We start from the raw sequence: 23,590 nt of genomic DNA, 5'->3' as shown, positions 1-23,590 counted from the left end.
CTCTGTTCAATCAATCAATCCAAACACATACCGATCTCTGCCATTCATATCTTGTAATACTCTTACATCCTTACTTTTAGGCAATTGTTGTACAAGATCTGCTACCTGCTCTCCTTGCTCATCTCCAATCTCAAATGCTATCAATCGCTTTCCTCTAGCAGGCATTTTCGCTATTTGAGAAATGATTTTTCGATAGGGATATATTCCATCTTCCCCTCCATCTAAGGCAAGATGAGGTTCATAATGCTTAACTTCTTGATCCAATGTACCAATGACCTTTGAAGGGATATAAGGAGGATTGGAAACGATGACATCAGCGACTTCTTCTCTCACAGGTTCTAAAAAAGAACCTTGTAAAAAAGTAATTTTATCCGCTGCTCCATGCAGTTTTGCATTGTCTTTCGCAATTCGCAGTGCATCTGCTGATAGATCGATAGTAGTAAGGGACCAGTGAGGGCGTTCCAACTGCAACGTAATGGCAATACAGCCGCTGCCTGTACCTACTTCTACCACACGAATCGGCAGATCATCATAGAGAGCATCTGCCTTATGGATGACATGCTCCACCAACAATTCTGTTTCTGGACGAGGAATGAGAACATCAGGTGTAACACGAAAAGGCCGGCCGTAAAAATCGGCTTTGCCGAAAATGTATTGCAATGGTTCATGAGATGCTCTGCGTTCCACCCATTCTTGATACACAGCTGTTTGTTCTTCTGTCAATGTCTTGTCCCACAAAAGAAAAAAAGACGCTCGATCAACTGCTAGTAACTCGCGAAGCATCCACTCTGCCTCAAATAATCCGTCTATTCCCTTTTGCTTCAAAAAAGAGGAAGCCTGATGAAAGGCTTCCCGGATGGTGTTATTGTGCATATTTTAATTGCTCCGTCTGCTCGTGTAAGATCAAAGCATCGATGACTTCTTCCAAATCACCATCTAAGATCATGTCCAGCTTGTGCAGAGTCAAACCGATCCGATGGTCTGTCACTCTGCTCTGTGGAAAATTATACGTACGAATACGTTCACTGCGGTCTCCAGTACCTACCGCAGATTTTCTTGCATCTGCGTATTTTGCCATCTCTTCTTGCTGTTTCATATCATAAAGACGAGCACGCAATACGCGCATCGCTTTATCTTTGTTGCTTATTTGCGACTTCTCATCTTGACAAGATACTACGATACCTGAAGGAATGTGTGTGATTCGAACTGCCGATTTGGTAGTATTTACACTTTGTCCTCCAGGGCCGCTCGAACAAAATGTATCAATCCGCAAATCTTTATCATGAATCTCAATTTCTACATCTTCAGCTTCAGGCAATACTGCAACAGTAGCAGTAGAGGTGTGAATTCTTCCACCGGACTCTGTCGAAGGTACGCGTTGTACACGATGTGCTCCGCTTTCGTATTTTAGACGGCTGTAAGCTCCTTGGCCTTGAATAGAAAACACAACCTCTTTCATCCCGCCGAGTCCAGTTGAATTGGCTTCTAAAACTTCTATTTTCCAACCATGGCGTTCCGCATATCGTCCATACATCCGATATAAAGAAGCAGCAAACAATGCAGCTTCGTCTCCACCTGCTGCCCCTCTGACTTCAACAATCACGTTTTTATCATCATTCGGGTCTTTTGGAAGGAGCAAAATTTTGATTTGTTCTTCCCATTGCTCTTTTTGTTCAGACAATTCATCGACTTCTGCTTTAACGAGTTCACGCATCTCGTCATCCAGCTTTTCTTCAAACATTGCCTTAGCTTCTTGCAGGCCTTCTATTACTTGTTTATACTCCAAGTAGGCATTGTTTTGTGCTTCAAGATCACGCTGCTCTTTCGAATATGTGCGTAATTTATTTGGATTATTTATCACTTCAGGTTCACATAATAATGCACTAAGCTCTTCATAACGATTATGAATGGACTGGAGTCGATCCAGCATTTTTTCTCACTCCCATTTTTTAACCATAAGTCAATTGATTGTAACATAATTATAAGCGAGTGGAAAGGAACATCAAATCTATCTTAGAAGGGGACCCCATTTGTGTTAGATATTGCATTGCAAGTCGCGCCTTTTTTACTTGTCTATTATTTTCTCCAGTTTGGAATCAAACACCGAGATACCCATCCTAAACTATATGAATGGATTACACGTATTATTTTTACGATTATCATCGCTGCATATGGGCTGGTGGCTATCTCCAATGCAACCGCACTTTTACATCTGGATCGCATCCATGAAAAGGATGTTTTGCAGTCTTTAGCACTATTCATCGTCTCTGTGGCTGCACTATTGGTCTTTATCCCGCCAATACGCAGACTGATCAGTCATTCGATATCGATAGAACCTGATAATGATGTACATACGATTTCCCTCAGTCTCAGTTTTATTGTCTTTCATGTTTATATTTTAACTGCTTTTTCCCTAGAACAGCTAATCCAAAATACAACCGAGGGAACAACCATAGCCAGCTTGTGGACTCAAGATATTTTGCTTGCTTTGATCGCATTATTTGGGGTCGGATGGCTCCAAAAACGAGGTACAAAAGAAACATTAGCTCGTCTTGGTCTTATCCGGCCAACTTGGAAAATGCTCTTTATAGGCATATCGTTTGCCATCGGCTTTGTCCTTGTGAACATTTTATTAGAACAAATAGCCAGCATCATAGGTTTTGGGATTGACCCAAATGTGGACAAAATCACCAATCAACAGTTAGGACCATTATTTGGAACGATACCTGGTATTTTAACATTAGGATTAGCTGCTGCATTAGGAGAAGAACTGATATTCCGTGGTGCGATGCTCCCAAAGTTTGGATTGATCTATACAAGTATTTTATTTACCTTGATCCATGCCAATTATGGATGGAGCGTCGCTACCCTCATCGTATTTATACTCGCCATTACTCTGGGGATACTTCGAAAACGTCACAGTACTACGCTCACGATGATCACTCATGCAAGTTATAACATTATATTAGGATTGATCGCTCTTTTGGGTTCACATCTTGCTCAGTAAGCGATTGAAAGAAACAAAGACTTAGATTCCTCATGAGAATCTAAGTCTTTTTCTTTATAGAAAACGTTGACGTATCTCAGGTGTAGGGATCATACAGCTTTCTTGCTGTCCAAACCAGCGATAGCGATTTTTGGCAAACCAGTGGTAAAATGAATCTCGAATAAATTTCGGCACGATTTGAAACACAGACAATACTTTCCACATACCTGTTAATTTTCGAAATATCTGCAAGATAGCAGTTGATTCCGTATATACTTTTCCATCTTGAACAAATACGATAGAATCTAGTGAGATTTTTTGATTATGAGCTTGTAAGATCTCCTGACCTTCCTCTGATTGTAGAGAGGCAAACTTAAAAATTCCTTTGGGGTCACGTTTGATAATAAACTTTACCCAGTTGTTACAAACATTACATACCCCATCAAATAGCACATATGTACCTGTCGCATCTATTTTTGTATCGGTTGACATAGGATGTCATCCCCTTTGAATTTGTCCATTATTTGAATTCCCGCATTCCTTACTTTTAAAACTAGCGGATTGCCTATACTTGACATATTCATTCTACTACTTCCTTTTGCAAATTTGTGTTATTTTTATATTACGCTATTTTAAGAAAAGGGAGAGAGAACTCCTTGTCACGAAAAATACTCGTTTTTACTACAAGTGCGATATTGTCGATCGTTTTATTGGTTCATTTTAGTTTTACTTTTATCTACTTATCCCCCGCAAATCCATTTAAAAGCAAACACTGGGATACGATAATTGGCTATATGAATCCGTTATTTACTCAAAATTGGAAACTATTTGCTCCTAATCCTGCAAGCCAGCAAGCTAACTTGGATATCCGTGTTCAGTACGTTGATAACCAAGGAGCTACAAGAGAAACGGACTGGAAAAGTATCACCTTACCTGTTATCAGAGAACTGCAATCCAATCGTTTTTCCACAAATGCTCGCTTCTCCGAATTTCAAAGTTCATTGATCAGTGACTTCGTATGGGGAGAAAAGGAAGATAAAGAAAGCGCTTTTCGTTCCATGCAGACTTATGTGAAATATGTACTAGACACGAAGAAATTTACAGTTCCCGGAACTATTAACAAAATACAGCTGCGTGCGGTGATTAACAAATTTCCTGACTATGCAAATAGGGACAAGCCTGATTCAGCAGGAAAAATCTATTATTACCCTAGCAACTGGTGGGAACCTTCCAGTGTAAATGCAGGAGGTGGTAAAACATGATCAACCGACTTATCAATTTTCTCACTACCAAACAATCTCTGATTGGATTGAGTTTGGTTCGCATTATATTCGGTGTTGCCATGTTGTATGAGCTGGCACTCAATATCCCCACTCGATTTCTGCTTTGGGGGCCAAATGGAATCGTTTCTTATGAAGCCTATCAAAAAATTACAGAAAGCAATAACATACATACCTTATTTGACTTGGGTCCTGACCTTTGGGTCGTGAACGCGGTCATCTTCGGTGGGATTGCTGTCAGCATACTCTATATCATCGGTTTCCAAACCCGTATTATGGGAGTCTTAATGGCCATCTTGATGTTCTCCATCTACACACGGGATTACAGTATTACCCACGGTGGAGACAATGTATTGCGACTCTTGCTCGTTTATTTGATCTTTGCCAAAACAAATGCGTATTTCTCTGTAGATGCATGGTGGAGAAAACGGCGTAAAAAGAAGGTCTTTGCCAAAATTCGCGACAATCAAGGTATCCGCGATTTTGTAGCCATCATTCATAACTTTGCATGGATTACTTGTGTGATTCAGCTCGTATTTATGTATTTTGCTTCTGGCAGCTATAAAATCATGGGCGAACTGTGGCAAAATGGTACAGCTCTCTACTATGCCAGCCGTGTGCAAGAATTCTACACTCCAGGGATAAATGATTTACTATGGAAATACGAACCGTTGTTAATTTTTTCAACCTATGCGACGACCATTTTCCAAGTAGCATTTCCATTTTTACTGCTCAATCGATATACCAAATACTTTGCCATCTTCTCCGCTTGTCTCCTCCATATCGGAATTGCGGTCTCCATGGGACTTGTGGATTTCTCTTGGGTGATGATCGGCTGTGAATGTATGTTGTTATTCGATAAAGATTACCGTCAACTAGCTGTCTGGTGGAAACGTATTTTTAGCAATAAAGAAACATTAGCTGATGCACCGTCAGAGGGAACTGTTGCAACTTCATAATAAAACTCCGTTTATCCTTTTGAGATAAACGGAGTTTTTAGTTATGCAATTTTTTATCTTCTTCTACCCAAGACATGGAAGCAACATCTTGACAACTCCACACAGCTAAAGCCGTTGGATTCTTGGGACGATAGCCTTATGACTATTTCATTACCAAGCTAACCCCGTATGCCCCACGGTTTACGAATATTGAATTCTTCCTTGCCGCGAACAACTTGGTTTTCGTTTGTTGCGACTAGACATATATCACCATGCGAATACTTGTTTGTAAAATTGCTTTTTTCAAAAGTTGGACTGGTAAAAAAATTTCCTTCACCTCCAACACTCGCTTTCATCCCACGATTAAAACCGTGGGTTTTCTCGCTCTCAATGCTATAATTCTTGCCCAAAAAGAGTGAGACGGCCACTGGTTCCAGCCCCAGTCTCCGACTCCTTTGGCCCATCGGCTGGCCTGGAGGTCCGTCGTAACCATAAACATACACCCTCCTTGGGGTGCTTTGGATGGGCCTCTCCCATCTTGTATTATTATATTAACACAATTCAATATAGTCAAAATATAATCTATCAACAGTTGTATATTTCTTCTTTACATACTCGTCTTCGTTTCATAAATATCCATAAAAGTTCGTGCAGCATGACTCAAATATCTATCTTCTTTATAGGCGAAAACCAACGTACGAGTCAGCTCCCTTTCTAGCAGAAAATATAACATATCTGTCCGCTCTCTTGTTACCATCAATGGAACAATCGTAACACCCAAGCCTGAAACTACAAACGATTGGGCTGTCTCCATATTACTCGTCAAAAAACTAACTCGTGGCTGAAAACCAGCTTCCGCACACAAATCCAATACGATACGACGAAAACCATACTCTGCTTTTAATAATATAAAAGGTGTTTCTTGGACATCTTTTATATTAATCTTTTTTGTTTGATACGCTTTTTTTCCAGCATGCTGCACCACATTACGTAATTTTTCCGACATCCAACTCTGTTCTTTTCTTGGCACCGCTAAAAAAAGCGGCTCTGTCACCATAGGTTGAGTAGTTATTTTTTCATTTTCTACAGGCAATGACAGAATTGCAAGGTCTACTTTTCCTTCGATGATCAACTGCTCTAATTTCGCTGGTGTATCCTCTACTAGCTTTACTTCAACTTGCGGGTATGTTTCCAAATACATTTGAATAAGCGGAGGCAAAACATAGCCTCCTGTGACAGCAGGAGTTCCTATGGTCAGGGTAGATCCAATCCCTTCTCTATGATCTTTCATCTCACGCAGAAGATCATCATGAGCTTGCACGATCCTCTCTGCCCGCTTCATAAACTGGAGTCCTTCGGAAGTAGGCTCTACTTCATTTCTTGTCCGATAAAACAAAGTTACTCCTATTTCTTTCTCCAACTTTCCAATTTGCTGACTGAGTGAGGGTTGTGCAATATGCAGGCAGTGTGCCGCTTTGGTAAAACTTTTTTGTCGATATATTTCTAATGCATAACGTAAAACGCGCATTTCCATGCTGACCATCTCCATAGGTAAAAACTATGGTATTGATTATATCTATATCTTCGACTTATGAACAATCTTCTTATAAAATAAGGAAAAATGATCCATTGCATAGGAGGAAATAGGATGACATCCGCTTCTGAACAATTTGCAAAAAATCCTGAGCAATATCGAGATGATAAAGTATTTGCAGCAGGGAAAGATTTAGAAAAAATGAAACATGCTGTTGGCATTCCCCGTATTCAAACACTGTTAGACATCGGAGCAGGAGCAGGACACACTGCAATAGCCTTTGCCGATATTGCCATGCAATGTATAGGGGTTGATGTTACTCCTGAAATGGTAAACGTTGCGAATCAATTTGCCAAAGATAAAGGAGTAGAAAATGTACACTTTCAAGTGGGAGATGTGGAGTCACTTCCCTTTGCAAATGAAACGTTTTGTGTTGTCACCTGCCGGCTTGCCGCTCATCATTTTCCCAGCATTGAAAAAGCAATGAAGGAAATCAGTCGAGTATTAAAACCAGGTGGAGTATTTCTGCTAGTAGATCACTATGCACCAAATGATCAAGAACTGGATCAATTTGTGAATGAAGTCGATCAGACACGTGATCCTTCTCATGTTAGAGAATATTCCTTGGCAGAATGGAGGGATTTCTTTCGAAAAAATGAGCTGACCTATGAAGAAATCGCTAAATGGGCTATTCCACTTCATTATGATACTTGGGTAGCCCGTTCTGCTACACCAGAAGCAGCAAAACATAAGTTGCAGCATTTATTTCAATCCGCATCAACCTCAGCAAAAGATACTTTTTCTATTACCTATAAAACTGATGGGGCAGTTGATACTTTCTGTTTAAAATCGATTTTAGTTCGTGGTGTGAAAAAAAAATAAAATGAAAAAGAAGACGATCAGGTTAAGACAATCGCAGCTTCTCCACCGATGTCCCGTCCTCTGGCGGTGACCCTCAGACTGGAGACGACGATTTCTGAGCTGAAAAGGCTGGATGCTATCACGAGTATCCAGCCCAACTTTTTATTCACATCTTTTAGTTCCAATCTCTTGCAATGATTACTTTTTTACATTTTAGATCCTTGTTATATGAAATAACTGATGTTTCTCTACAAAATCAAATACATATGTTAAACTCCAAAGGTTAATAATTCAATATTTTTAATATTATTTTTTCATTTATGTGATTTATATTAACCTTATTTAGAATCATATACAGAAGTGGTAAAAGAAATCCACTCACAACTTACCGGGAGTAAGAGGCCCAGTGACAGGGTTGCTGCTATAATCAGTCAGATAAATTCCAATTACTGTAATGTTATGAACTCTGTTACTGGGCCTCATTGAATAGCTAGTGGTCGACGATCAGACCTTTGATACGATTTACTACTCAGCTGATGAAAAACCTTGATCTTCCATCATTTTCATAGGGTCATCATGTGTAATGGTAAAGACCATTTTTATGGAATCCTCTTTTAGATGTAGGATATAAAAAGAATCATGTACGAGATCAAAAGTTTGACCATTCTCTCTTTCTATTCTTATAAAGGCGTATGATTCATTTGTCAACTGGATAAATGAATCTTGGAGCAAGTCTGTCCATCGGCCAAACTTTCAATGACATCGAGGCTTCCAAGATGGGCGTTGAGGTGGACAATCTCCAGCTTTAAGGGGTATTTCCACGGCAGAACCCATGCCCATCAAGTTAAAATTCCTCAAACTGAAAAAAACGCTATTCTTCCTTTAGGAAAAAAAAAATAGAAGAGATGGCGTGTTTTCTGTGAAGAGAACCCTCAAAGAAAAGCTTCATTTATTTTCACAGGTATTGCAAAAATATCTTTCTCGACATTGCTGACAGGAGGTGTCAGTAATGTTTTCTTATAATGGAATTATTAATTCATTAGATACCAAAAAACTAGTACTGGAGCGAGTGGGATGGCTGAATTATTAATGAGTCTTATTTGGACATTATTGTCTGTAATTATTTTGACGGTACCAATCTTGATTCTTGGAAGAAAAAAATTAATTAAAATCAATGCAAAACAAAAAAGATGGTGGGTTTTTTTTCATGTCCTTTTTGTAATTATGTATTTCACAGGTGTTTTGGGAATTTTGTTTTTGACGATTATTACAACGAGTGCAAATGACCGTGAATTTATTTATGCAGCTCACTATTTCATGGAGTCATTTGATTGGTTTCTAATTATTCCTGGTGCACTTGGGAGTTTGACGACAGGGATTTGGTTAGCTATCGGAACATGGGGTTTGACGACCTATTACTGGGTAATAATCAAATGGGTAGGTAATCTAACAACTATCCTATTTGGTAGTACTTTTATAGGTTCTTGGATTCATAAATCCTTAATGATGCTCTCTAAAAAGGGGATTCATCCCGCACAAAATCCTGACTATCTCGAAAGTCAGAAGATGATATTTACTGGAATCATAATTGTGTTTGGAATTTTACTTTTCATAACTGCTGCTACTTACTTAAAACCTTGGGGAAAAAGACTAAAGTATAGAAATAAAAAGAATGCGATACACGCTGAAATATAGGAGGGATTGGGATCGATTCATTACTTTTACACCCAGTGACAGGGTTCCTGCTGCGATCAGTCACATAGGTTCCATTTAATGGAATCCTTATTTATTTCGGGGGGATGGGAAAAAATGCGGGATTTACCCGGGTTCCATTATATGGTTACGTTACCCCTCAGGCGCCTGATGCTGGTTCTACCCTTAAATCAGTACCTTACTCATTTATGGAAGTGTTTTTACCAAATGAATGGGCCCAGTGATGGATGAAAGACCCTCTAGGACGCCTACAGTTAATACCGATATCCCCATTCTCTTTTATTAGAATGTGCTGATATGTTTCATCAAAAGGTTTTTCCAGATTGTTATATTCATATTCATCATCATCCTCCAATTGAATTTGATATTTAACATAGATGTCTTAGTCATATAAAAGATGATAGTGATATACTTCATTACCCTCGCCAAGACAAAAAAACAAATCACTGCTAAACTTTTGTTTTAAATAATTACTCGCTTCTTGATGGGAATGAAACAGAGGTGAATTTCTTAACCATTCTTATATAATTTTTTCAATGTTGTATCCACTCCATTTTTTTGTTATTCAAAACGGTGACTTTGTTCAATATCCATTATGAAACCTCCAACATATCACCTTGTGCGTTTTCAAATTCCTTGAGGATTTTATAAAAAGTGTTTTTCTTTAAATTTAGAAGCTTCATAAACTAAACACCAGTTATTTCCTGCGATTTCCACCGTTTATAATTGTCCTGTAAAATCTTTTTTTGCGTCAGGGAGACCATATCTGGCACGGTAGGCCATGCATAAGGAGCAGAGCCCGAAGCCTCCGGAGGCAGAAGAAGGTGTCACACACCGCGGGTAGCTGAGAAATCTCGGTAAATAAGGTTACGCGGGGTGCAAACTATCGCACAACCCCCGATATAATCAACACTTATTTAGGATAAATCATAATAATAAAGAGAAAACCCATGGATTACTGAAATCGCCTATCTATATTCAAAACCAGAAGATTGAAATGTATAATACTTTTATATAAAATATGGATTGGGAGTGGTAAACGGAATCCACTCACAACCGACTGGGAGCTGTAAAAATGTCTATCGAAGACAAGAACACAGCAAACTGGTATTCGGCGGCTGTCGCAGGCAACTCGTCGCTGGAACCTCAGGTGAGGCAGGACGTGGCAAATGCCCCCGCCGAGATCGCCAAGCAGGAGGGCAAGGAGCCCCCGGCTGAAGACGGCAGTACCACCCGCTCCTAATAAAGCGGGATCTCAGTAAAAAAAGTTGTGCGGTGTAGAAACACCGCACAACCCCGATTTACAATACGCTTCTTTGTTTATAGAAGTTCTATATAAATTGCATATTAATTTTCAACTTAAATAAAATAGCAAATTTCAATTATGATTACATTTAGTTCTATAAAAAGAGGAGGCCACATTATATGGCCTTTTTTTCTTGTTAATTTCTTAATTAAAATTAAAGTGATCTCCTATTTCAAGAACTCCATTCATATATGAATAAAAAATTAAAAATCATAGTCTTTACTTACCATAAACTAATTTCACCTTTATCCAACCACGAACACTATTAACTAACCAAATACAACTAGCCCGCTCTAAATCCTCTCGATACATAACTCTCTCTTCCACTTCACCAGATTCCAGCAAACTCGCCCGCATTACCCCTGCCAAAAGCCCAGCATCTCGGTATGGTGTTACCAATTTTCCATCTAACTCTAGTACTACATTTCCAATCGTAAACTCGGTGAGTTCTCCTCTTTCGTTCCACAGCAAGGTATCAAAATAGCCAGCTGCTTTTTGTTCCTCATACATCTTCCTATTGGTTGTTTTATGATAGAGAAATATATTCTGACTAGAAATAGGAGTTTTTGCTAGTGTTGTGAGGACAGGCTGTGCGATGTCCTGTAATGCTTCTGCTTGTACTTCTATTTCTCCCTCAGATGAAACGAGCAGACGTACTTTGTATACTCCAGCTGGGTTTTTGCTGGACACCAAAGCCAATTGTGACCTTATTTCTTCTTCTGGAAAAGCGTAAGCAAAGTAATTTGCACTTTCGGACATGCGACTCAAATGCTTCTCCAATAAGGGATATATCCCATTTTTCAAACAAATGCTTTCCAGTAACTGATGGGTATATGGTTTTGACGCTAATATTTTCGCTTTGGTGATGACCTCTTCATACTCCCCGCCACTTGTGGAATCCCAAGTGATCCCGCCACCTACTCCATAGGTCGCTTTGCTTCGCTTCTGATCAATGAAAACTGTGCGGATACCCACATTAAAAACTGCCTCTGCCCCTGGCTTCAGATATCCGATCGTCCCACAGTATACTTCCCTTGGAGACTGCTCCAAAGAAGTGATCAGCTCCATTGTTTTTCTTTTGGGTGCACCTGTGATCGAGCCGCAAGGGAAGAGTGCTGTAAATATATCTGTTAACGTTGTGGCGGGTGGCGTTTTTGCTTTAATGGTAGATGTCATTGTCCAGAGAGTAGGATATCGTTCGACTGTAAATAGATCAGGAACATGAACGGTTCCGGGCACTGCAATCTTGCCCAGATCATTTCGCAGCAAATCCACGATCATCAAGTTTTCCGCGCGGTCTTTTGCAGATGCTAGCAGCTGTTTTGCCCGAAGTTCATCTTCTTGTTGATAACGCCCTCTCTTTGCTGTTCCTTTCATCGGGCGAGTGATCAACTGGTCTTGTTCCCAGCGGAAAAAGAGCTCTGGAGACGCAGATAATATTTGATAATCTCCAGTATCCAAATAGGCATTATACCCGGATTGTAACCTCGCTAAGTGCCTATAATACCCCCATGCATCTCCGTGGAACTCAGCCTGCATCCGAATGGAGTGATTTACTTGATAAGTATCTCCTCTTGCGATGGCAGCATGTATCGTCTGAATCGCTTGCTGATATGTTTCCTGCGAACAGTCAGGCTTCCATTTGCCTACTTGGTAATCTTCAAGTTCATTTTTTGTCCTATGATCAGGTTCTCGGAAGACAGCAAACCATGCTAGTGGTAATTTATTATCTTTATTCACCATAAGCTTTGGATCAAAAGCAGGGCCGGCCTCATAGGAAACAAACCCAACTGCATAAAACCCTTTTCTCCATAAATATTCTACTTTTTCAAGCAGAGGCTTCACATGATCCAAACTTTTTGCAACCAATATCTCTTCCACTTGATTTGTATGTAAATGAAAATCTTTAAAATCAATTGCAATCATACTCGAAAACCCCTTGCTCTAATTTTTTCCATAAAAAAAAGCAAGCAGTGTATGCTTGCCTACGATTAATCGATTTTGTATTTCTTTTTAAAACGATCTACACGTCCACCAGCGTTAGCTGTTCTTTGTTTACCGGTATAGAAAGGATGACATTTGGAACAAACATCAACTTTCAACTCATCCACAGTAGAACCAGTTTCAAAAGTAGTTCCGCATGACATGCAAGTTACTTTTGCCGTTTTATAATTTGGGTGTATTGCTGCTTTCATCTATTGTCACCTCATTTCAATCGATCCGTATAAATCCACTGGAGTATTATAGCATGTTAAACTTTAAGCTGCAAGGAACGGCGATGTGGATGCCAATTTTTACTTGAGCGAGAGAACGAACTCATTTTACAATGAAAGAGAAATAATATTATCAAAGGAAGGAGAAAAAACATGTCAGAAAATGAACCTCTCCAAACAGATAAAACCAAAGAAGAAAAGGGTTTCTGGGCTTCTTTAAGTGTGACAGACTACTTAGAGCTGGCAGCATATGTCTTCATCGCTTTTTGCTTTATAATGGGCATTATTGAGTATTTTACATCCTAACACCAAAAAAGAGACACTTTCCCTTAGGAAAATGTCTCTTTTATATACCTATCTTAATACTCGAAGAGGATTGATCACTTCACCATTTTTATGTACTTCAAAATGCAAGTGATATCCTGTAGCATTGCCGGTCTCTCCCATGTAACCAAGTCTTTGGCCAGTATCCAAATACTCTCCTATACTGACAGAGATGCGGCTAAGATGTGCATAGAGGGTAACCCATCCTCCACCGTGATCAATCATTACCATATTGCCATAACCGTTGTGATATCCTGCCTGGATTACTTTCCCACTGAGTGAAACACTGATTGGCTGCTTCGACTTCTTAGAGCTCCAAATATCAAGACCTTTATGCATCCTGCCATGCCGCCAGCCAAAATTACTGGTTATCATCCCTGAAACAGGCCATTGAAACTGGAAACTTCCAACAGAAACCTTGTCGCGCTTGCTAACCACCACTACTTTATGTTTCGTTTTTATTTTCGGCTCTTTGGGGGTTGGTTGAGGAACTGGTACTGGAACTTTTTCTTTTTCAACAATGAAAACTTTCTGTCCAGTATCCAATGGATTTAACAAATTTACCTTTGGATTTAATTTGAAAAACAATTGCAAAGACATTCGATTTCGCTGGCAAAGTTGATAAACCATTTCCCCGCCTTTGGAAGTATACTCCTTAACAGCTAATGGAATTTTTAATTTTGTTCCTGCTTTCAGTTTGTTTGGATTGGCAATGTTGTTCAACACAGCTAATTCTTGATAGGGAACTCCATACCGAAGTCCTATCGCATACAACGAATCCCCTTTGTTTACCTCATATGTGATCTTATTTCCTATGGAGATGGTCAGTTGCTTTCCTGATTGATAAAGAGTCTCCTTCGCATCAAGTGCAGCAATTCTCCCTTCTGATTTGCTCGCTGTTAGAAGTCCTGCCACAATCGGATGGGAATCTGTGTTACCAGCCCAAGCTACAGCAGTAGCAGCCGAAACTGTACATACACCGATACTCGAGGCTAGGAGCGTCTTCTTACCAGACATCACAACACCTCATATCCATGATATTGGGTACCCATGACTCCAATTTATGCAGGGTACCCACAACATATGAAAGTTTTTGGTAGAAATATCTATGTTCAACTAGAGACAAGCGTGGAGAAAAACGGCGTTAGCCCTTTCCTGCCCCTATTTCCGTTAAACTTAGGCCTTTGTCCAAACAATTAGTCACTTATCTGAATAACTAGTTAGGGAACCAAAAATGGGAGGGCTATATATGGATTATTTTGATGATTATTTCAACGCATTTGACAATGATTTTGATGATGATTTTGAAGAGGACTTCGATACGTTTGAATATGACCCAGAGTTAGCACAACAGTACCCACAAGATCAGTTTCGCAGAGATCAATTTGGCGGAGGCTATGGACCAGATCGTTTTCGTCGCGTCGCTAACCCTGTAAGAAACCAAGTGCGCTGTTGTGTGTACCGTCATCGTAGCTCTGGCAGAACAAGAAGAGTATGTCAGCACAGAGGAAGACGCTGTACAAATACACTAGGGAAAAATTGGGTACTTATCGATTCCTTCACCACAAACAATTGTAATCGCTGTATCTAATGACAAACCCCTTGTTCTATCTGTCTCAAGAGGAGAAGAACAGGGGGTATGTTATCGATTAATGGGCTTTTTTGCGTTCGGCAGGACGGGATTCTAGTGAGGCTAGAAACTCTTGATTATTTTTGCTGTTTTTCAGTTTGCGAAGAAATGCATCCGTAAAATCGTGGTTATCACTCATTCCTTTTCGGATCGACCACAGCTTATCCAACTCTTCTTTCGTAAGGAGTAAGTCTTCGCGTCTGGTACCGGATTTGCGAATATCAATAGCAGGATAGATACGGCGTTCCGCCAATTTGCGATCAAGATGGAGTTCTAAATTACCAGTTCCTTTAAATTCCTCATAAATAACATCATCCATTCGAGATCCTGTATCGACTAGTGCCGTAGCAAGAATCGTGAGGCTGCCGCCTTCTTCGATATTTCTAGCTGCTCCAAAAAATCTTTTTGGCCGATGGAATGCCGCAGGATCAATACCACCAGACAACGTTCTTCCGCTCGGGGGAATAACTAAGTTGTAGGCACGAGCTAAACGTGTGATACTATCTAACAAAATCACAACATCTCGTTTGTGTTCTACCAAACGCTGAGCACGTTCTAGTACTAGTTCTGCTACTTTGATATGATTTTCTGGCAATTCATCAAAAGTAGAACTGACTACTTCACCTTTCACAGATCGTTGCATGTCTGTTACTTCCTCTGGGCGTTCATCAATCAGCAACACAAACAATTCAATATCAGGACGATTTTCTGAAATGCTATTGGCTATCTCTTTTAATAACATGGTTTTCCCAGCTTTTGGCTGAGCTACAATCAAACCACGTTGGCCTAAGCCTACGGGAGCAATCAAGTCCATGATTCGAGTGGAAGTTTTGTGTGGTTCTGTTTCCAGTAGTAGTCGCTCTTGTGGATATAATGGGGTAAGTCCAGCAAAGTGAAGTCTCTCTCCAGCGGTTTCAGGGTCTGCACCATTTACAGCTTCTACATGCAGCAATCCATAATACCGCTCATTTTCTTTTGGAGGTCTTACTTTACCAGAAACCAAATCTCCTGCACGCAGGTCAAAACGGCGAATCTGCGAAGCAGAGATATAAATATCTTCAGAGGAAGGAAGAAAATTGATAGGACGAAGGAAACCATATCCTTCTGACAAAATGTCCAGTACACCTTCCATAAAGAAAAATCCATCTTTTTCTGCATTTGCTTTCAAGATTGAAAAAATAAGTTCTTTCTTTTTCATTTGGCCGTAATAAGGGATTTGATAATGCTTGGCCAGTTTGTAAAGCTCGGTGAGCTTTTTGTTTTCCAATTCACTTATTGTGTAATCCAATTTAGTTTCACCACTTTTTCGCAGCTTAGGTCTCTAATACCAAATTCGGTTTCTTTTCTAATCGATGAGTGCCATCAATAAATCTTACAGTTCCTGTCTTTGCTCGCATAACCAATGATTGCGTTGTTGCGATATTTCCTTTATAACGAACACCTTTTAATAATTCTCCATCTGTCACACCAGTAGCGGCGAAAATTGCGTCGTCGCCTTTCACTAAATCCTCCATCCGAAGAATGCGTGATGGGTCTGTGATGCCCATTTCGATACAACGTTGTCTTTGTGCTTCATCTTCTGGCAACAGTCTGCCTTGGAAGTCCCCGCCGAGACATTTCAGTGCCACAGCAGCTAAAACACCTTCAGGTGCACCACCAGAACCAAATAAAATGTCGACTCCAGTGTCTGGAAAACCTGTATTGATTGCTGCTGCAACATCTCCATCAGTAATCAATTTAATTCTCGCACCGGCTTTGCGAATATCTTCGATCAATTTCGCATGACGCGGACGATTTAACAACGCAGCCACTAAATCCTCTACATCTTTCCCATTTGCTTTTGCTACAGCTTTCAAATTATCTTCAACAGGAGCATCCAAGTCTACCTTGCCTACTGCATTTGGTCCAACGGCGATCTTGTCCATATACATATCAGGAGCATGCAAGAGACATCCTTGATCCGCAATCGCAATGATAGCTAGTGCATTCCAAGCACCACTAGCGACAATATTGGTTCCTTCTAATGGATCAACAGCTACATCCACTTTAGGCTCTAATCCTGTCCCTAGTTTTTCCCCGATATAGAGCATCGGAGCTTCATCCATCTCACCTTCTCCGATCACAACTGTACCGTGCATATGAATCGTATCGAACACTTTTCTCATCGCAGTAGTAGCTGCATCATCAGCTTCCATTTTTTTACCGAAACCCATCCATCTACCAGAAGCAATGGCTGCTGCTTCCGTTACTCGTACAAGCTCTATTGATAAACTTCGTTCCATAGCTTCAACCCCTTCTTCTTATGTAAGGTAACACATGCGGCGTGAATTTGGAATAATGGACTTGAGAAATTATAAAGAAAACTTACTTTTTTTGAGAGAGGTGTGAGGAGAACATAGTGGGCAAAGAAGTTTTTTTCACTTCCAATTTTCTTAGAAAACCCCATTTTTTCTGTCAGTTTTAAAAAGAATGGGCCTGACACAAAAGTGTGTCAGGGCCTATCGAAATTATTTTCGGCTTTTCCAATCAGATTCAAACTTCTCAATACCTTGAGTTGTCAAAGGATGTTGCACTAACGTTTTCACAACATTATAAGGCATTGTTGCAATATGTGCACCTGCCATAGCAGCTTGTGTTACATGGATAGGGTTACGGATACTTGCTGCAATAATTTGGGTTGGCAGGTTATGAATACGGAACAAATCTGCTACCTGCTCAATGAGATAAATCCCTTCTTCCCCGATATCATCCAGACGACCAACAAATGGGCTGACATAAGTTGCCCCTGCACGTGCTGCAATGAGCGCTTGGTTAACGGAGAAAACCAGGGTAACGTTGGTTTTGATGCCTTTTTTGGAGAAGTGATTTACAGCTTTCAGACCTTCCCAGGTCATAGGACACTTAATGGTGATCTGTGGAGCAATAGCGGCTAGCCGCTCCCCTTCTTCGATCATTCCATCTGCGTTAGGGCTCATAACTTCAGCACTTATGGAACCATCAACTAATGTAATCAGTTCTTTAAGAACATCTTCAAAAACACGGCCGGATTTTACGATTAAGGATGGGTTGGTAGTAACCCCTGCAACAACACCTAAAGGTACAACTTCTTTTACTTCATCGACATGCGCAGTATCTAAAAAGATTTTCATGAAAACAGATCCTTTCTTTATGCTTTGTGAGAACTGCCGAACAACCTCATTTTTCCTCTGACCACTTCCTTGATCGCTTCACGCGCTGGACCTAAATATTTACGAGGATCAATGAGGTCAGATTTAGAAGAGAGTAGTTCACGAACCACTTTTGCACTAGCTACTTGATTTTCCGTGTTGACATTAATTTTAGCAGCACCATAAGAAATCGCTTTCTGTATCGATTCATCAGGAACACCAGAACCACCATGCAATACGATTGGCGCTTCGATCGATTTGCTTACTTCATCGATAATATGGAAGTGTATTTTTGGCTCACCCTTATACATACCATGTGCAGTCCCTACAGCAATCGCCATCGCATCTACACGAGTCTCTTGCCAAAAACGAATAGCGTCTGCTGAATTGGCCAAAGATGCATCTTCTTCTGCTACATCAAGATCATCTTCAACACCGCCAATTGTTCCTAGTTCACCTTCTACAGAAATACCAACAGCATGTGCAGCCGCTACTACTTGCTTTGTCAAGCGGATGTTTTCTTCCAACGGATAATGAGAACCATCAAACATAACAGAAGAAAATCCCTCGCGAATACACTGCATCACTACTTCAAAGCTACTCCCATGATCCAAATGAAGTGCTACTGGTACACCAGACTCTTCTGCCGCAATACGGGCTAAAGCAACTACATTCTTTATTCCCATGTATCGAATAGCACCTTCACTTGCACCAAATATAAACGGAGATTGTTCTTCTTTAGCAGCTTCCGCAATCGCTTGAACAAATTCCAAGTTATTCATATTAAACTGACCTACGGCAAACTTCTCATTCTTTGCTCTAGGTAAGAACTCATTCATAGAGACAAGTGGCATTCTCATTACCCCTTTTATTATATGTAATCAGCAAAAAGCCAACCCCCAAAGGTCGGCCAGGCTTTCTTATATATTAGTACAATGACACAGTTTGGTCAAAGTTTTAGGGCATCCTTTATTTTTTTGTAGGGAAAAATTGGATTGACCGGAGCACTTACCAGCTGTTCAATTGACACCAAGAGGCTGGATTTCCCAGCAATTCCCCTTTTATTCTCACGTTTTTATCCTTGTACTTTTCATCCATTACACTTTTGATAAATTTCCACAAATTCACATCATTTTATGTATATCATGTTGCTTCCACTACAACATTCATTATGACACAAGTTGACGAATCACTTCCGATCGTAACTCTTCAATATCAAATGGCTTTGTAAAATGAGCAAGTGCTCCTAATTTTGTCGCTTCATCGAGCATATCCAATTCTCCATAAGCAGTCATCATAATTACTTTGGAACGGCAAGATACCAATTGCAATCTTCTAAGCAGTTCCAGTCCATCCATCCCGGGCATTTTCATATCCAACAAAATCAAATCGGGGTCTTCCAAAGAAATGATATCTAAGGCCTGCTTTCCATTTGCCGCTTGAAAGACGACAACATCGTCTTTGGAAAACACTTCTTTAATTAAAATACGTATACCAAATTGATCGTCCACTACAAGTATCTTTTTAGGATTCATCTGCGTACCCATCCTCCTCCAAAACAACTCTTACCGATTTCCTTATATATGATCATTCTGTATTTTTCCTTATAACGGTATGGTTTTCCTCCTTTTTTGAATCCAGATATTTTATATAGGTCAATGAATCCCGCGAAAACCTTCAAGAAATAAGTCCTTTCTTTGAAAATTTCATTTCGGCGCATCCTAAATTAAGGTGTTCTTTTACGTTCAACCATGTACAATAACATTATTAAAGTTAAATTTATATAGGAGGGATGCTGTATGCGTGTCCTTGTTGTCGGCGCTGGTGCAGTTGGTGGCTACTTTGGCGGTCGCCTCGTAGAAAAAGGAGCTGACGTCACCTTTTTTGTTCGAGAACGCAGAAAACAACAATTAGAGACTGGGTTGGTTATACATAGTGTAAATGGAGATGCCAGCTTCCCTGTTTCTACGATCTCCCAAGGGGAATCTGCGCTGCCTTTTGATTTAATTATTCTCACTACAAAAGCATATCATCTCGACGAAGTGCTCCCTAGCCTTTCTCCTTATGTTGCAGAGCATACCACGATTCTCCCCTTACTCAATGGGATCGCCCATTTTGAAAAACTAAAAAATTTCTTCGGGTTCGAGCGAGTAATCGGCGGTTTATGTTTTATTGAATCTACACTGAATGCCAAAGGGGAAGTAGAACATTACAGTTCACATCACCGCATCGTCTTTGGTGAATTTGATGGCAAAAAAACAGATCGCATCCGGGCGATCGAAGATTTATTTGCTGGCGCAAACGTATCTGCTGAATCCAGTGACAATATCAACAATGAAATTTGGAAAAAATATATTTTTATCAGTGCAATGGCTGGAATGACATGCTTAACAAGAAGCAGTATTGGTCCTATTCTCAAGTCACCAAATGGCATCGAAACGTATGAACGCCTGCTTAACGAAATATGTGCAATTGGGAAAGACCAAGAAGAGACACTAGATGCGGATGTATGGAATCAAACGATGGGTCGGGTGCGAAGTCTCCCCGATGAAATGAAATCTTCCATGCTTCGTGACATGGAAAAAGGACTGCCGATCGAAACCGATCATTTTCATGGCACCTTGCTTCGGCTCGCCCCGGCAGATTTAGATGTACCGTTGTTAAAAACGATCTACAGTTCCCTTTCCATCTACCAAGCAACACAAGCAGCTAACTAATTAGCCGCTTGTGTTTACATCAAAATTAACCCAACAACTGAAATAACAGCGATAAGCAGACCTAAACTTATAAAAATGATCGGAAGTGTATGCCCCTTCTCATCAAGATGCATAAAGGTATAAAGCTGTAAAAATACTTGCACGGCAGCAGCACCGAGTATAATCCAAAATGTAGTCTTCACGGCAAAATGAGGGTAAGCTACGAGATAAAAGGAAAGTGCGGTAAACAGGACCATCCACAGAAAAGACCAAACAAAACGCGATGCAGATCGTTTTTTGTTGACATTCACATGGGCTTGCTTATTTAACGACGGTTCCACTTTATTGCCCCCTCTCCCTACAGTTGGAAGCGCTTACGATCATTATAACCGAATTCCAAATTTTAAAAAAGATGGTTAGCTCGATATATCGACCCTTCTCATTTCTATGAAAAATCTCATTAAGAGTTGAAATATCTCCATTAATTTATAAAATCCAGAAACAAAAAACACATGACAAAATGGGAAAAAAACGGATAGATCAATTGATCTAAACCGCATCTTGAAAATAGCTTCTTTTATAGGTAACTTCAACTGCTATAACTTATAGAATATTAGAATTATATTATCGTTTTAACAGCTAGTCCACTAGTGGTTGAACGGCAGCTTTATCGAAAATACATACCAAAAAATATCTCCTCTCTTTTAATCTATTATCAATATATGTCAGTTAAAAGAAGAATGATTGGCATTAATTTTGTTTATTTGGGGGTAAACAGCTCTACTGTTAAGGAAGGTTTTTTGTAGTGCACACAAGTGCCCATTACTGGCTTAAGACATAAATAAAAGGAAGTACTTGTTTTCTTAAGTACTTCCTTTTATTATTTTAAGAATATTCACTTTTTTAGACCAACAGCATACAAAGGACCATTAATTGATATTGTGGATATGATACGTGCCATTTCTTGAGGAGATTCTTTCCTGCCACTATTCAACCATTGTTGAATCACTCCGATGTAGGCCGATGATAAATAAGAAACCAAATATTGCCCTGGAACAAGTAAATCCTTCTCTTCCACTAAGTAGTTTGGATTCTTTTCCATTAGTATTTTCCATATAAAATCTTTTAGTTTGGTTTGGAAAGTAACATCTCCTTTTGGACCTAACACAGCCTTCATAAACCCGCTATTTTTATTTAGATATTCAAAGATAACAGAAATAGTCGTTAAAGTTGGTGAGTTAGTATGAAGTTCAGAAATAACTTTTGGGAAGTTATGTTTAGCTATCTCGGCCATCTCTGCTAGAATCTCTTCTTGAGATCTTGTCATTAAATCAAATTTGTCTTGATAGTGTGCATAAAATGTTCCTCTATTAATCTTTGCTTTTGTTGTAATATCTTTCACCGTAATGACTTCAAAGCCTTTTTCCTCTATCAACTCTACAAATGCCTCTCGAATAGCATCTTTTGTCCGAATAACACGCAAATCTGTATCCAATTTTCGCAAATTAGTTCTCCTCCTTAAAATTTAACAAACACAAATGAAGATAGTGTTCCATAAACAACACATCTTCCCTTTTTGATTATTGAACACAACGGCTTCAAAAATTATAATTCAAAGTGTAAAGAACAACGTGTTGTTTATTATTATAACCTAAAAATCAAGGAGGTTGAAGAGTAATGAACGACTTGACATGTATCATTATCGGAGGCGGCCATGCGGGGATTGGAGCGCTCAAATCAATAAAGGAAGAAACCCAGAACATGGCGAACGGACAGCGAATTCGGTTTGTTCTGTTGGACAAGCAGCCTGGTCATGTGCGCAAAATGCTGTTATTCCGGCCAGCCGTGGGCGAGGAAGAGATTACGATTCCTTGGACGCATTATGAGTTTTCAGAAGGAGTAGAATTCGTGCAAGGTACGGTTACGTCTATGGACAGTGGAGAAAAGCAGATTCGATATGAGGATGCGCAAGGAAATCAAGCCCAAATTCGTTATGACCTTTTAGTTGTGGCGGTCGGTAGTGTCGTTCGGCAACCTGATCCTGATCAGGGTGGCATTTCGTTAAATGATCTGCAAACCGCGGCAGTCATCCAGGAGCGCTGGCGTGCCAATCTACGGCAAGCTGTCCGTGAGACCAATCCGAAAGAACGAAAGAGACTGATGACAGTTGCAGTTGCGGGGGCTGGCATCAGTGGCATCGAGACATCCTCCGAGCTGGCACTGGAGATGCAAAAGGAAGCATCGTCACTCGGACTGAACCCGTCCGATATTTCTGTCTATTTGCTAAGTGGACAGGAACGATTGTTTATGGAAGGACCTGAGAAAGTTGGGCGAAAACTGGATCAGATACTCAGTGAATGTGGAGTGAAAGTGCTTTATAACCGCAAGGTAATGCGGGAGGAAACAGGAGTGGTGACGCTCAGCAATGGCGATCGTCTGCCAGTTGGTCTATGTATATGGACGATTGGTCTGATTCCGAATCCGGCCCTTCGTACTATAGGCTTGCCGCTTACTCCTGATGGCCAAGTGCTGGTGGATGAATCGTATCGCGTCCAAGGGGCGCCGGGCGTATACAGTATTGGTGACTGTGCGAGAATTGTCGATCCAAAAACCGGCAAAGCAGATAGGATGAGATGCGCAGAAGGTGGGTTACAGGCAGATCGAATGGGGAAAATCGTGATGGCTGATCTGGAGGGTCGTCCCGCGCCTGTTCACAAATCGATGATGGATTTCTTCTGCATTGGTCTGGGGAAAAATCGTGGATTGGTGTGGGGGCACAAATGGGGACTTGATATGGTTATAACGGGAAAGCTTGCGTGGAAATTCAGGAAGATCGCATGGGATGCAGGCAGTAAGCTTCGATAGTAGCAAAGAGATCAAGATTTCCATATTTCTAACAGTTTTTTGCGATTATCGTTAATATTATTTCCTTCTGTACAACC

General features: G+C 40.2%; 26 protein-coding genes and 1 pseudogene. 10 read left to right on the top strand and 17 right to left on the bottom strand.

Features of this window, described 5'->3' with window-relative positions; genetic code table 11:
• Positions 1 to 6: 6 nt before the first annotated feature.
• Together prmC and prfA are read right to left on the bottom strand one after the other, a co-directional pair.
• Complete coding sequence (prmC, locus tag AC5WOF_RS11730; RefSeq protein ID WP_496050144.1) at positions 7 to 873, bottom strand: peptide chain release factor N(5)-glutamine methyltransferase; 867 nt, start codon at positions 871 to 873, stop codon at positions 7 to 9.
• Positions 863 to 1,930, bottom strand: coding sequence for a peptide chain release factor 1 (prfA, locus tag AC5WOF_RS11725; protein WP_496050143.1), 1,068 nt, complete (start codon positions 1,928 to 1,930; stop codon positions 863 to 865). The genes prmC and prfA overlap by 11 nt, the downstream gene beginning before the upstream one ends.
• Before the next feature lie 102 nt (positions 1,931 to 2,032).
• Here prfA and AC5WOF_RS11720 point away from each other — a divergent pair, with 102 nt between their 5' ends.
• Positions 2,033 to 3,007, top strand: coding sequence for a CPBP family intramembrane glutamic endopeptidase (locus AC5WOF_RS11720; RefSeq protein WP_496050142.1), 975 nt, complete (start codon positions 2,033 to 2,035; stop codon positions 3,005 to 3,007).
• A gap of 54 nt (positions 3,008 to 3,061) precedes the next feature.
• Here AC5WOF_RS11720 and AC5WOF_RS11715 read toward each other — a convergent pair whose 3' ends face one another.
• Complete coding sequence (locus tag AC5WOF_RS11715) at positions 3,062 to 3,478, bottom strand: thiol-disulfide oxidoreductase DCC family protein (RefSeq protein ID WP_496050141.1); 417 nt, start codon at positions 3,476 to 3,478, stop codon at positions 3,062 to 3,064.
• Between the two features lie 164 nt (positions 3,479 to 3,642).
• Between AC5WOF_RS11715 and AC5WOF_RS11710 the strand changes: the two genes are divergently transcribed.
• Together AC5WOF_RS11710 and AC5WOF_RS11705 are read left to right on the top strand one after the other, a co-directional pair.
• The gene (locus AC5WOF_RS11710) at positions 3,643 to 4,248 is read left to right on the top strand and encodes a DUF5819 family protein (RefSeq protein WP_496050140.1); all 606 of its coding nucleotides are present in this window, start codon (positions 3,643 to 3,645) and stop codon (positions 4,246 to 4,248) included.
• Entirely contained in the window at positions 4,245 to 5,225 is a 981-nt protein-coding gene (locus tag AC5WOF_RS11705; RefSeq protein ID WP_496050139.1) for an HTTM domain-containing protein, read from the top strand. The genes AC5WOF_RS11710 and AC5WOF_RS11705 overlap by 4 nt, the downstream gene beginning before the upstream one ends.
• A gap of 158 nt (positions 5,226 to 5,383) precedes the next feature.
• On the opposite strand, the gene AC5WOF_RS11700 is transcribed toward AC5WOF_RS11705, so the two are convergent.
• Together AC5WOF_RS11700 and AC5WOF_RS11695 are read right to left on the bottom strand one after the other, a co-directional pair.
• Positions 5,384 to 5,707: a hypothetical protein gene (locus tag AC5WOF_RS11700; RefSeq protein ID WP_496050138.1), complete on the bottom strand. Its 324-nt coding sequence runs from the start codon at positions 5,705 to 5,707 to the stop codon at positions 5,384 to 5,386.
• A 104-nt stretch (positions 5,708 to 5,811) separates the two neighbouring features.
• Positions 5,812 to 6,738, bottom strand: a complete 927-nt coding sequence (locus AC5WOF_RS11695; protein WP_496050137.1) for a LysR family transcriptional regulator — start codon at positions 6,736 to 6,738, stop codon at positions 5,812 to 5,814.
• A 114-nt stretch (positions 6,739 to 6,852) separates the two neighbouring features.
• Here AC5WOF_RS11695 and AC5WOF_RS11690 point away from each other — a divergent pair, with 114 nt between their 5' ends.
• A complete protein-coding gene (locus AC5WOF_RS11690) occupies positions 6,853 to 7,620 on the top strand; it encodes a class I SAM-dependent methyltransferase (protein ID WP_496050136.1) in 768 nt (255 codons plus the stop codon).
• Between the two features lie 17 nt (positions 7,621 to 7,637).
• Here AC5WOF_RS11690 and AC5WOF_RS11685 read toward each other — a convergent pair whose 3' ends face one another.
• Positions 7,638 to 7,769, bottom strand: coding sequence for a hypothetical protein (locus AC5WOF_RS11685; protein ID WP_496050135.1), 132 nt, complete (start codon positions 7,767 to 7,769; stop codon positions 7,638 to 7,640).
• 904 nt (positions 7,770 to 8,673) lie between these two features.
• Between AC5WOF_RS11685 and AC5WOF_RS11680 the strand changes: the two genes are divergently transcribed.
• Positions 8,674 to 9,294, top strand: a complete 621-nt coding sequence (locus tag AC5WOF_RS11680; RefSeq protein ID WP_496050134.1) for a DUF2269 domain-containing protein — start codon at positions 8,674 to 8,676, stop codon at positions 9,292 to 9,294.
• Positions 9,295 to 9,905: 611 nt separating this feature from the next.
• On the opposite strand, the pseudogene AC5WOF_RS11675 reads toward AC5WOF_RS11680, so the two are convergent.
• A pseudogene (locus AC5WOF_RS11675) lies at positions 9,906 to 10,037 on the bottom strand (recombinase family protein); the annotation flags it as partial.
• Between the two features lie 350 nt (positions 10,038 to 10,387).
• Between AC5WOF_RS11675 and AC5WOF_RS11670 the strand changes: the two are divergent.
• Complete coding sequence (locus tag AC5WOF_RS11670; RefSeq protein ID WP_496050133.1) at positions 10,388 to 10,555, top strand: hypothetical protein; 168 nt, start codon at positions 10,388 to 10,390, stop codon at positions 10,553 to 10,555.
• Between the two features lie 282 nt (positions 10,556 to 10,837).
• Here AC5WOF_RS11670 and pabB read toward each other — a convergent pair whose 3' ends face one another.
• Both pabB and rpmE read right to left on the bottom strand, forming a co-directional pair.
• Positions 10,838 to 12,544 (bottom strand): aminodeoxychorismate synthase component I, encoded by a 1,707-nt coding sequence (gene pabB, locus AC5WOF_RS11665; protein ID WP_496050132.1) that lies wholly within the window; start codon positions 12,542 to 12,544, stop codon positions 10,838 to 10,840.
• Positions 12,545 to 12,609: 65 nt separating this feature from the next.
• Positions 12,610 to 12,813: a 50S ribosomal protein L31 gene (rpmE, locus tag AC5WOF_RS11660; protein ID WP_496050131.1), complete on the bottom strand. Its 204-nt coding sequence runs from the start codon at positions 12,811 to 12,813 to the stop codon at positions 12,610 to 12,612.
• Between the two features lie 171 nt (positions 12,814 to 12,984).
• Here rpmE and AC5WOF_RS11655 point away from each other — a divergent pair, with 171 nt between their 5' ends.
• Complete coding sequence (locus AC5WOF_RS11655) at positions 12,985 to 13,137, top strand: hypothetical protein (RefSeq protein ID WP_496050130.1); 153 nt, start codon at positions 12,985 to 12,987, stop codon at positions 13,135 to 13,137.
• A gap of 48 nt (positions 13,138 to 13,185) precedes the next feature.
• On the opposite strand, the gene AC5WOF_RS11650 is transcribed toward AC5WOF_RS11655, so the two are convergent.
• The gene (locus tag AC5WOF_RS11650; protein ID WP_496050129.1) at positions 13,186 to 14,172 is read right to left on the bottom strand and encodes a peptidoglycan DD-metalloendopeptidase family protein; all 987 of its coding nucleotides are present in this window, start codon (positions 14,170 to 14,172) and stop codon (positions 13,186 to 13,188) included.
• 232 nt (positions 14,173 to 14,404) lie between these two features.
• On the opposite strand from AC5WOF_RS11650, the gene AC5WOF_RS11645 reads away from it, so the two are divergent.
• The gene (locus AC5WOF_RS11645; protein ID WP_496050128.1) at positions 14,405 to 14,746 is read left to right on the top strand and encodes a hypothetical protein; all 342 of its coding nucleotides are present in this window, start codon (positions 14,405 to 14,407) and stop codon (positions 14,744 to 14,746) included.
• A 58-nt stretch (positions 14,747 to 14,804) separates the two neighbouring features.
• On the opposite strand, the gene rho is transcribed toward AC5WOF_RS11645, so the two are convergent.
• The 5 genes from rho to AC5WOF_RS11620 form a co-directional block, all read right to left on the bottom strand.
• Positions 14,805 to 16,073 carry a transcription termination factor Rho gene (gene rho / locus AC5WOF_RS11640; RefSeq protein WP_496050127.1) on the bottom strand — a complete coding sequence of 423 codons (1,269 nt, stop codon included), beginning with the start codon at positions 16,071 to 16,073 and terminating at the stop codon, positions 14,805 to 14,807.
• 25 nt (positions 16,074 to 16,098) lie between these two features.
• Positions 16,099 to 17,067: a class II fructose-bisphosphatase gene (glpX, locus tag AC5WOF_RS11635; protein ID WP_496050126.1), complete on the bottom strand. Its 969-nt coding sequence runs from the start codon at positions 17,065 to 17,067 to the stop codon at positions 16,099 to 16,101.
• A 225-nt stretch (positions 17,068 to 17,292) separates the two neighbouring features.
• The gene (gene fsa, locus AC5WOF_RS11630) at positions 17,293 to 17,934 is read right to left on the bottom strand and encodes a fructose-6-phosphate aldolase (protein ID WP_496050125.1); all 642 of its coding nucleotides are present in this window, start codon (positions 17,932 to 17,934) and stop codon (positions 17,293 to 17,295) included.
• A gap of 17 nt (positions 17,935 to 17,951) precedes the next feature.
• Positions 17,952 to 18,806, bottom strand: coding sequence for a class II fructose-1,6-bisphosphate aldolase (gene fba, locus AC5WOF_RS11625; protein WP_496050124.1), 855 nt, complete (start codon positions 18,804 to 18,806; stop codon positions 17,952 to 17,954).
• A 315-nt stretch (positions 18,807 to 19,121) separates the two neighbouring features.
• Entirely contained in the window at positions 19,122 to 19,487 is a 366-nt protein-coding gene (locus AC5WOF_RS11620; RefSeq protein WP_240875413.1) for a response regulator, read from the bottom strand.
• A 264-nt stretch (positions 19,488 to 19,751) separates the two neighbouring features.
• On the opposite strand from AC5WOF_RS11620, the gene AC5WOF_RS11615 reads away from it, so the two are divergent.
• A complete protein-coding gene (locus AC5WOF_RS11615; protein WP_496050123.1) occupies positions 19,752 to 20,669 on the top strand; it encodes a ketopantoate reductase family protein in 918 nt (305 codons plus the stop codon).
• 14 nt (positions 20,670 to 20,683) lie between these two features.
• Here the strand turns inward: AC5WOF_RS11615 and AC5WOF_RS11610 are convergent, their stop codons facing one another.
• Positions 20,684 to 20,989, bottom strand: a complete 306-nt coding sequence (locus AC5WOF_RS11610) for a cytochrome C oxidase subunit IV family protein (protein ID WP_496050122.1) — start codon at positions 20,987 to 20,989, stop codon at positions 20,684 to 20,686.
• A gap of 554 nt (positions 20,990 to 21,543) precedes the next feature.
• Positions 21,544 to 22,152: a TetR/AcrR family transcriptional regulator gene (locus AC5WOF_RS11605; protein WP_496050121.1), complete on the bottom strand. Its 609-nt coding sequence runs from the start codon at positions 22,150 to 22,152 to the stop codon at positions 21,544 to 21,546.
• Between the two features lie 173 nt (positions 22,153 to 22,325).
• On the opposite strand from AC5WOF_RS11605, the gene AC5WOF_RS11600 reads away from it, so the two are divergent.
• Entirely contained in the window at positions 22,326 to 23,513 is a 1,188-nt protein-coding gene (locus tag AC5WOF_RS11600; RefSeq protein WP_496050120.1) for an NAD(P)/FAD-dependent oxidoreductase, read from the top strand.
• Positions 23,514 to 23,590: the final 77 nt, after the last annotated feature.

The organism is Shimazuella sp. NTD250, from assembly GCF_059510375.1.
This window is presented reverse-complemented; position numbering and strand designations above follow the sequence as displayed.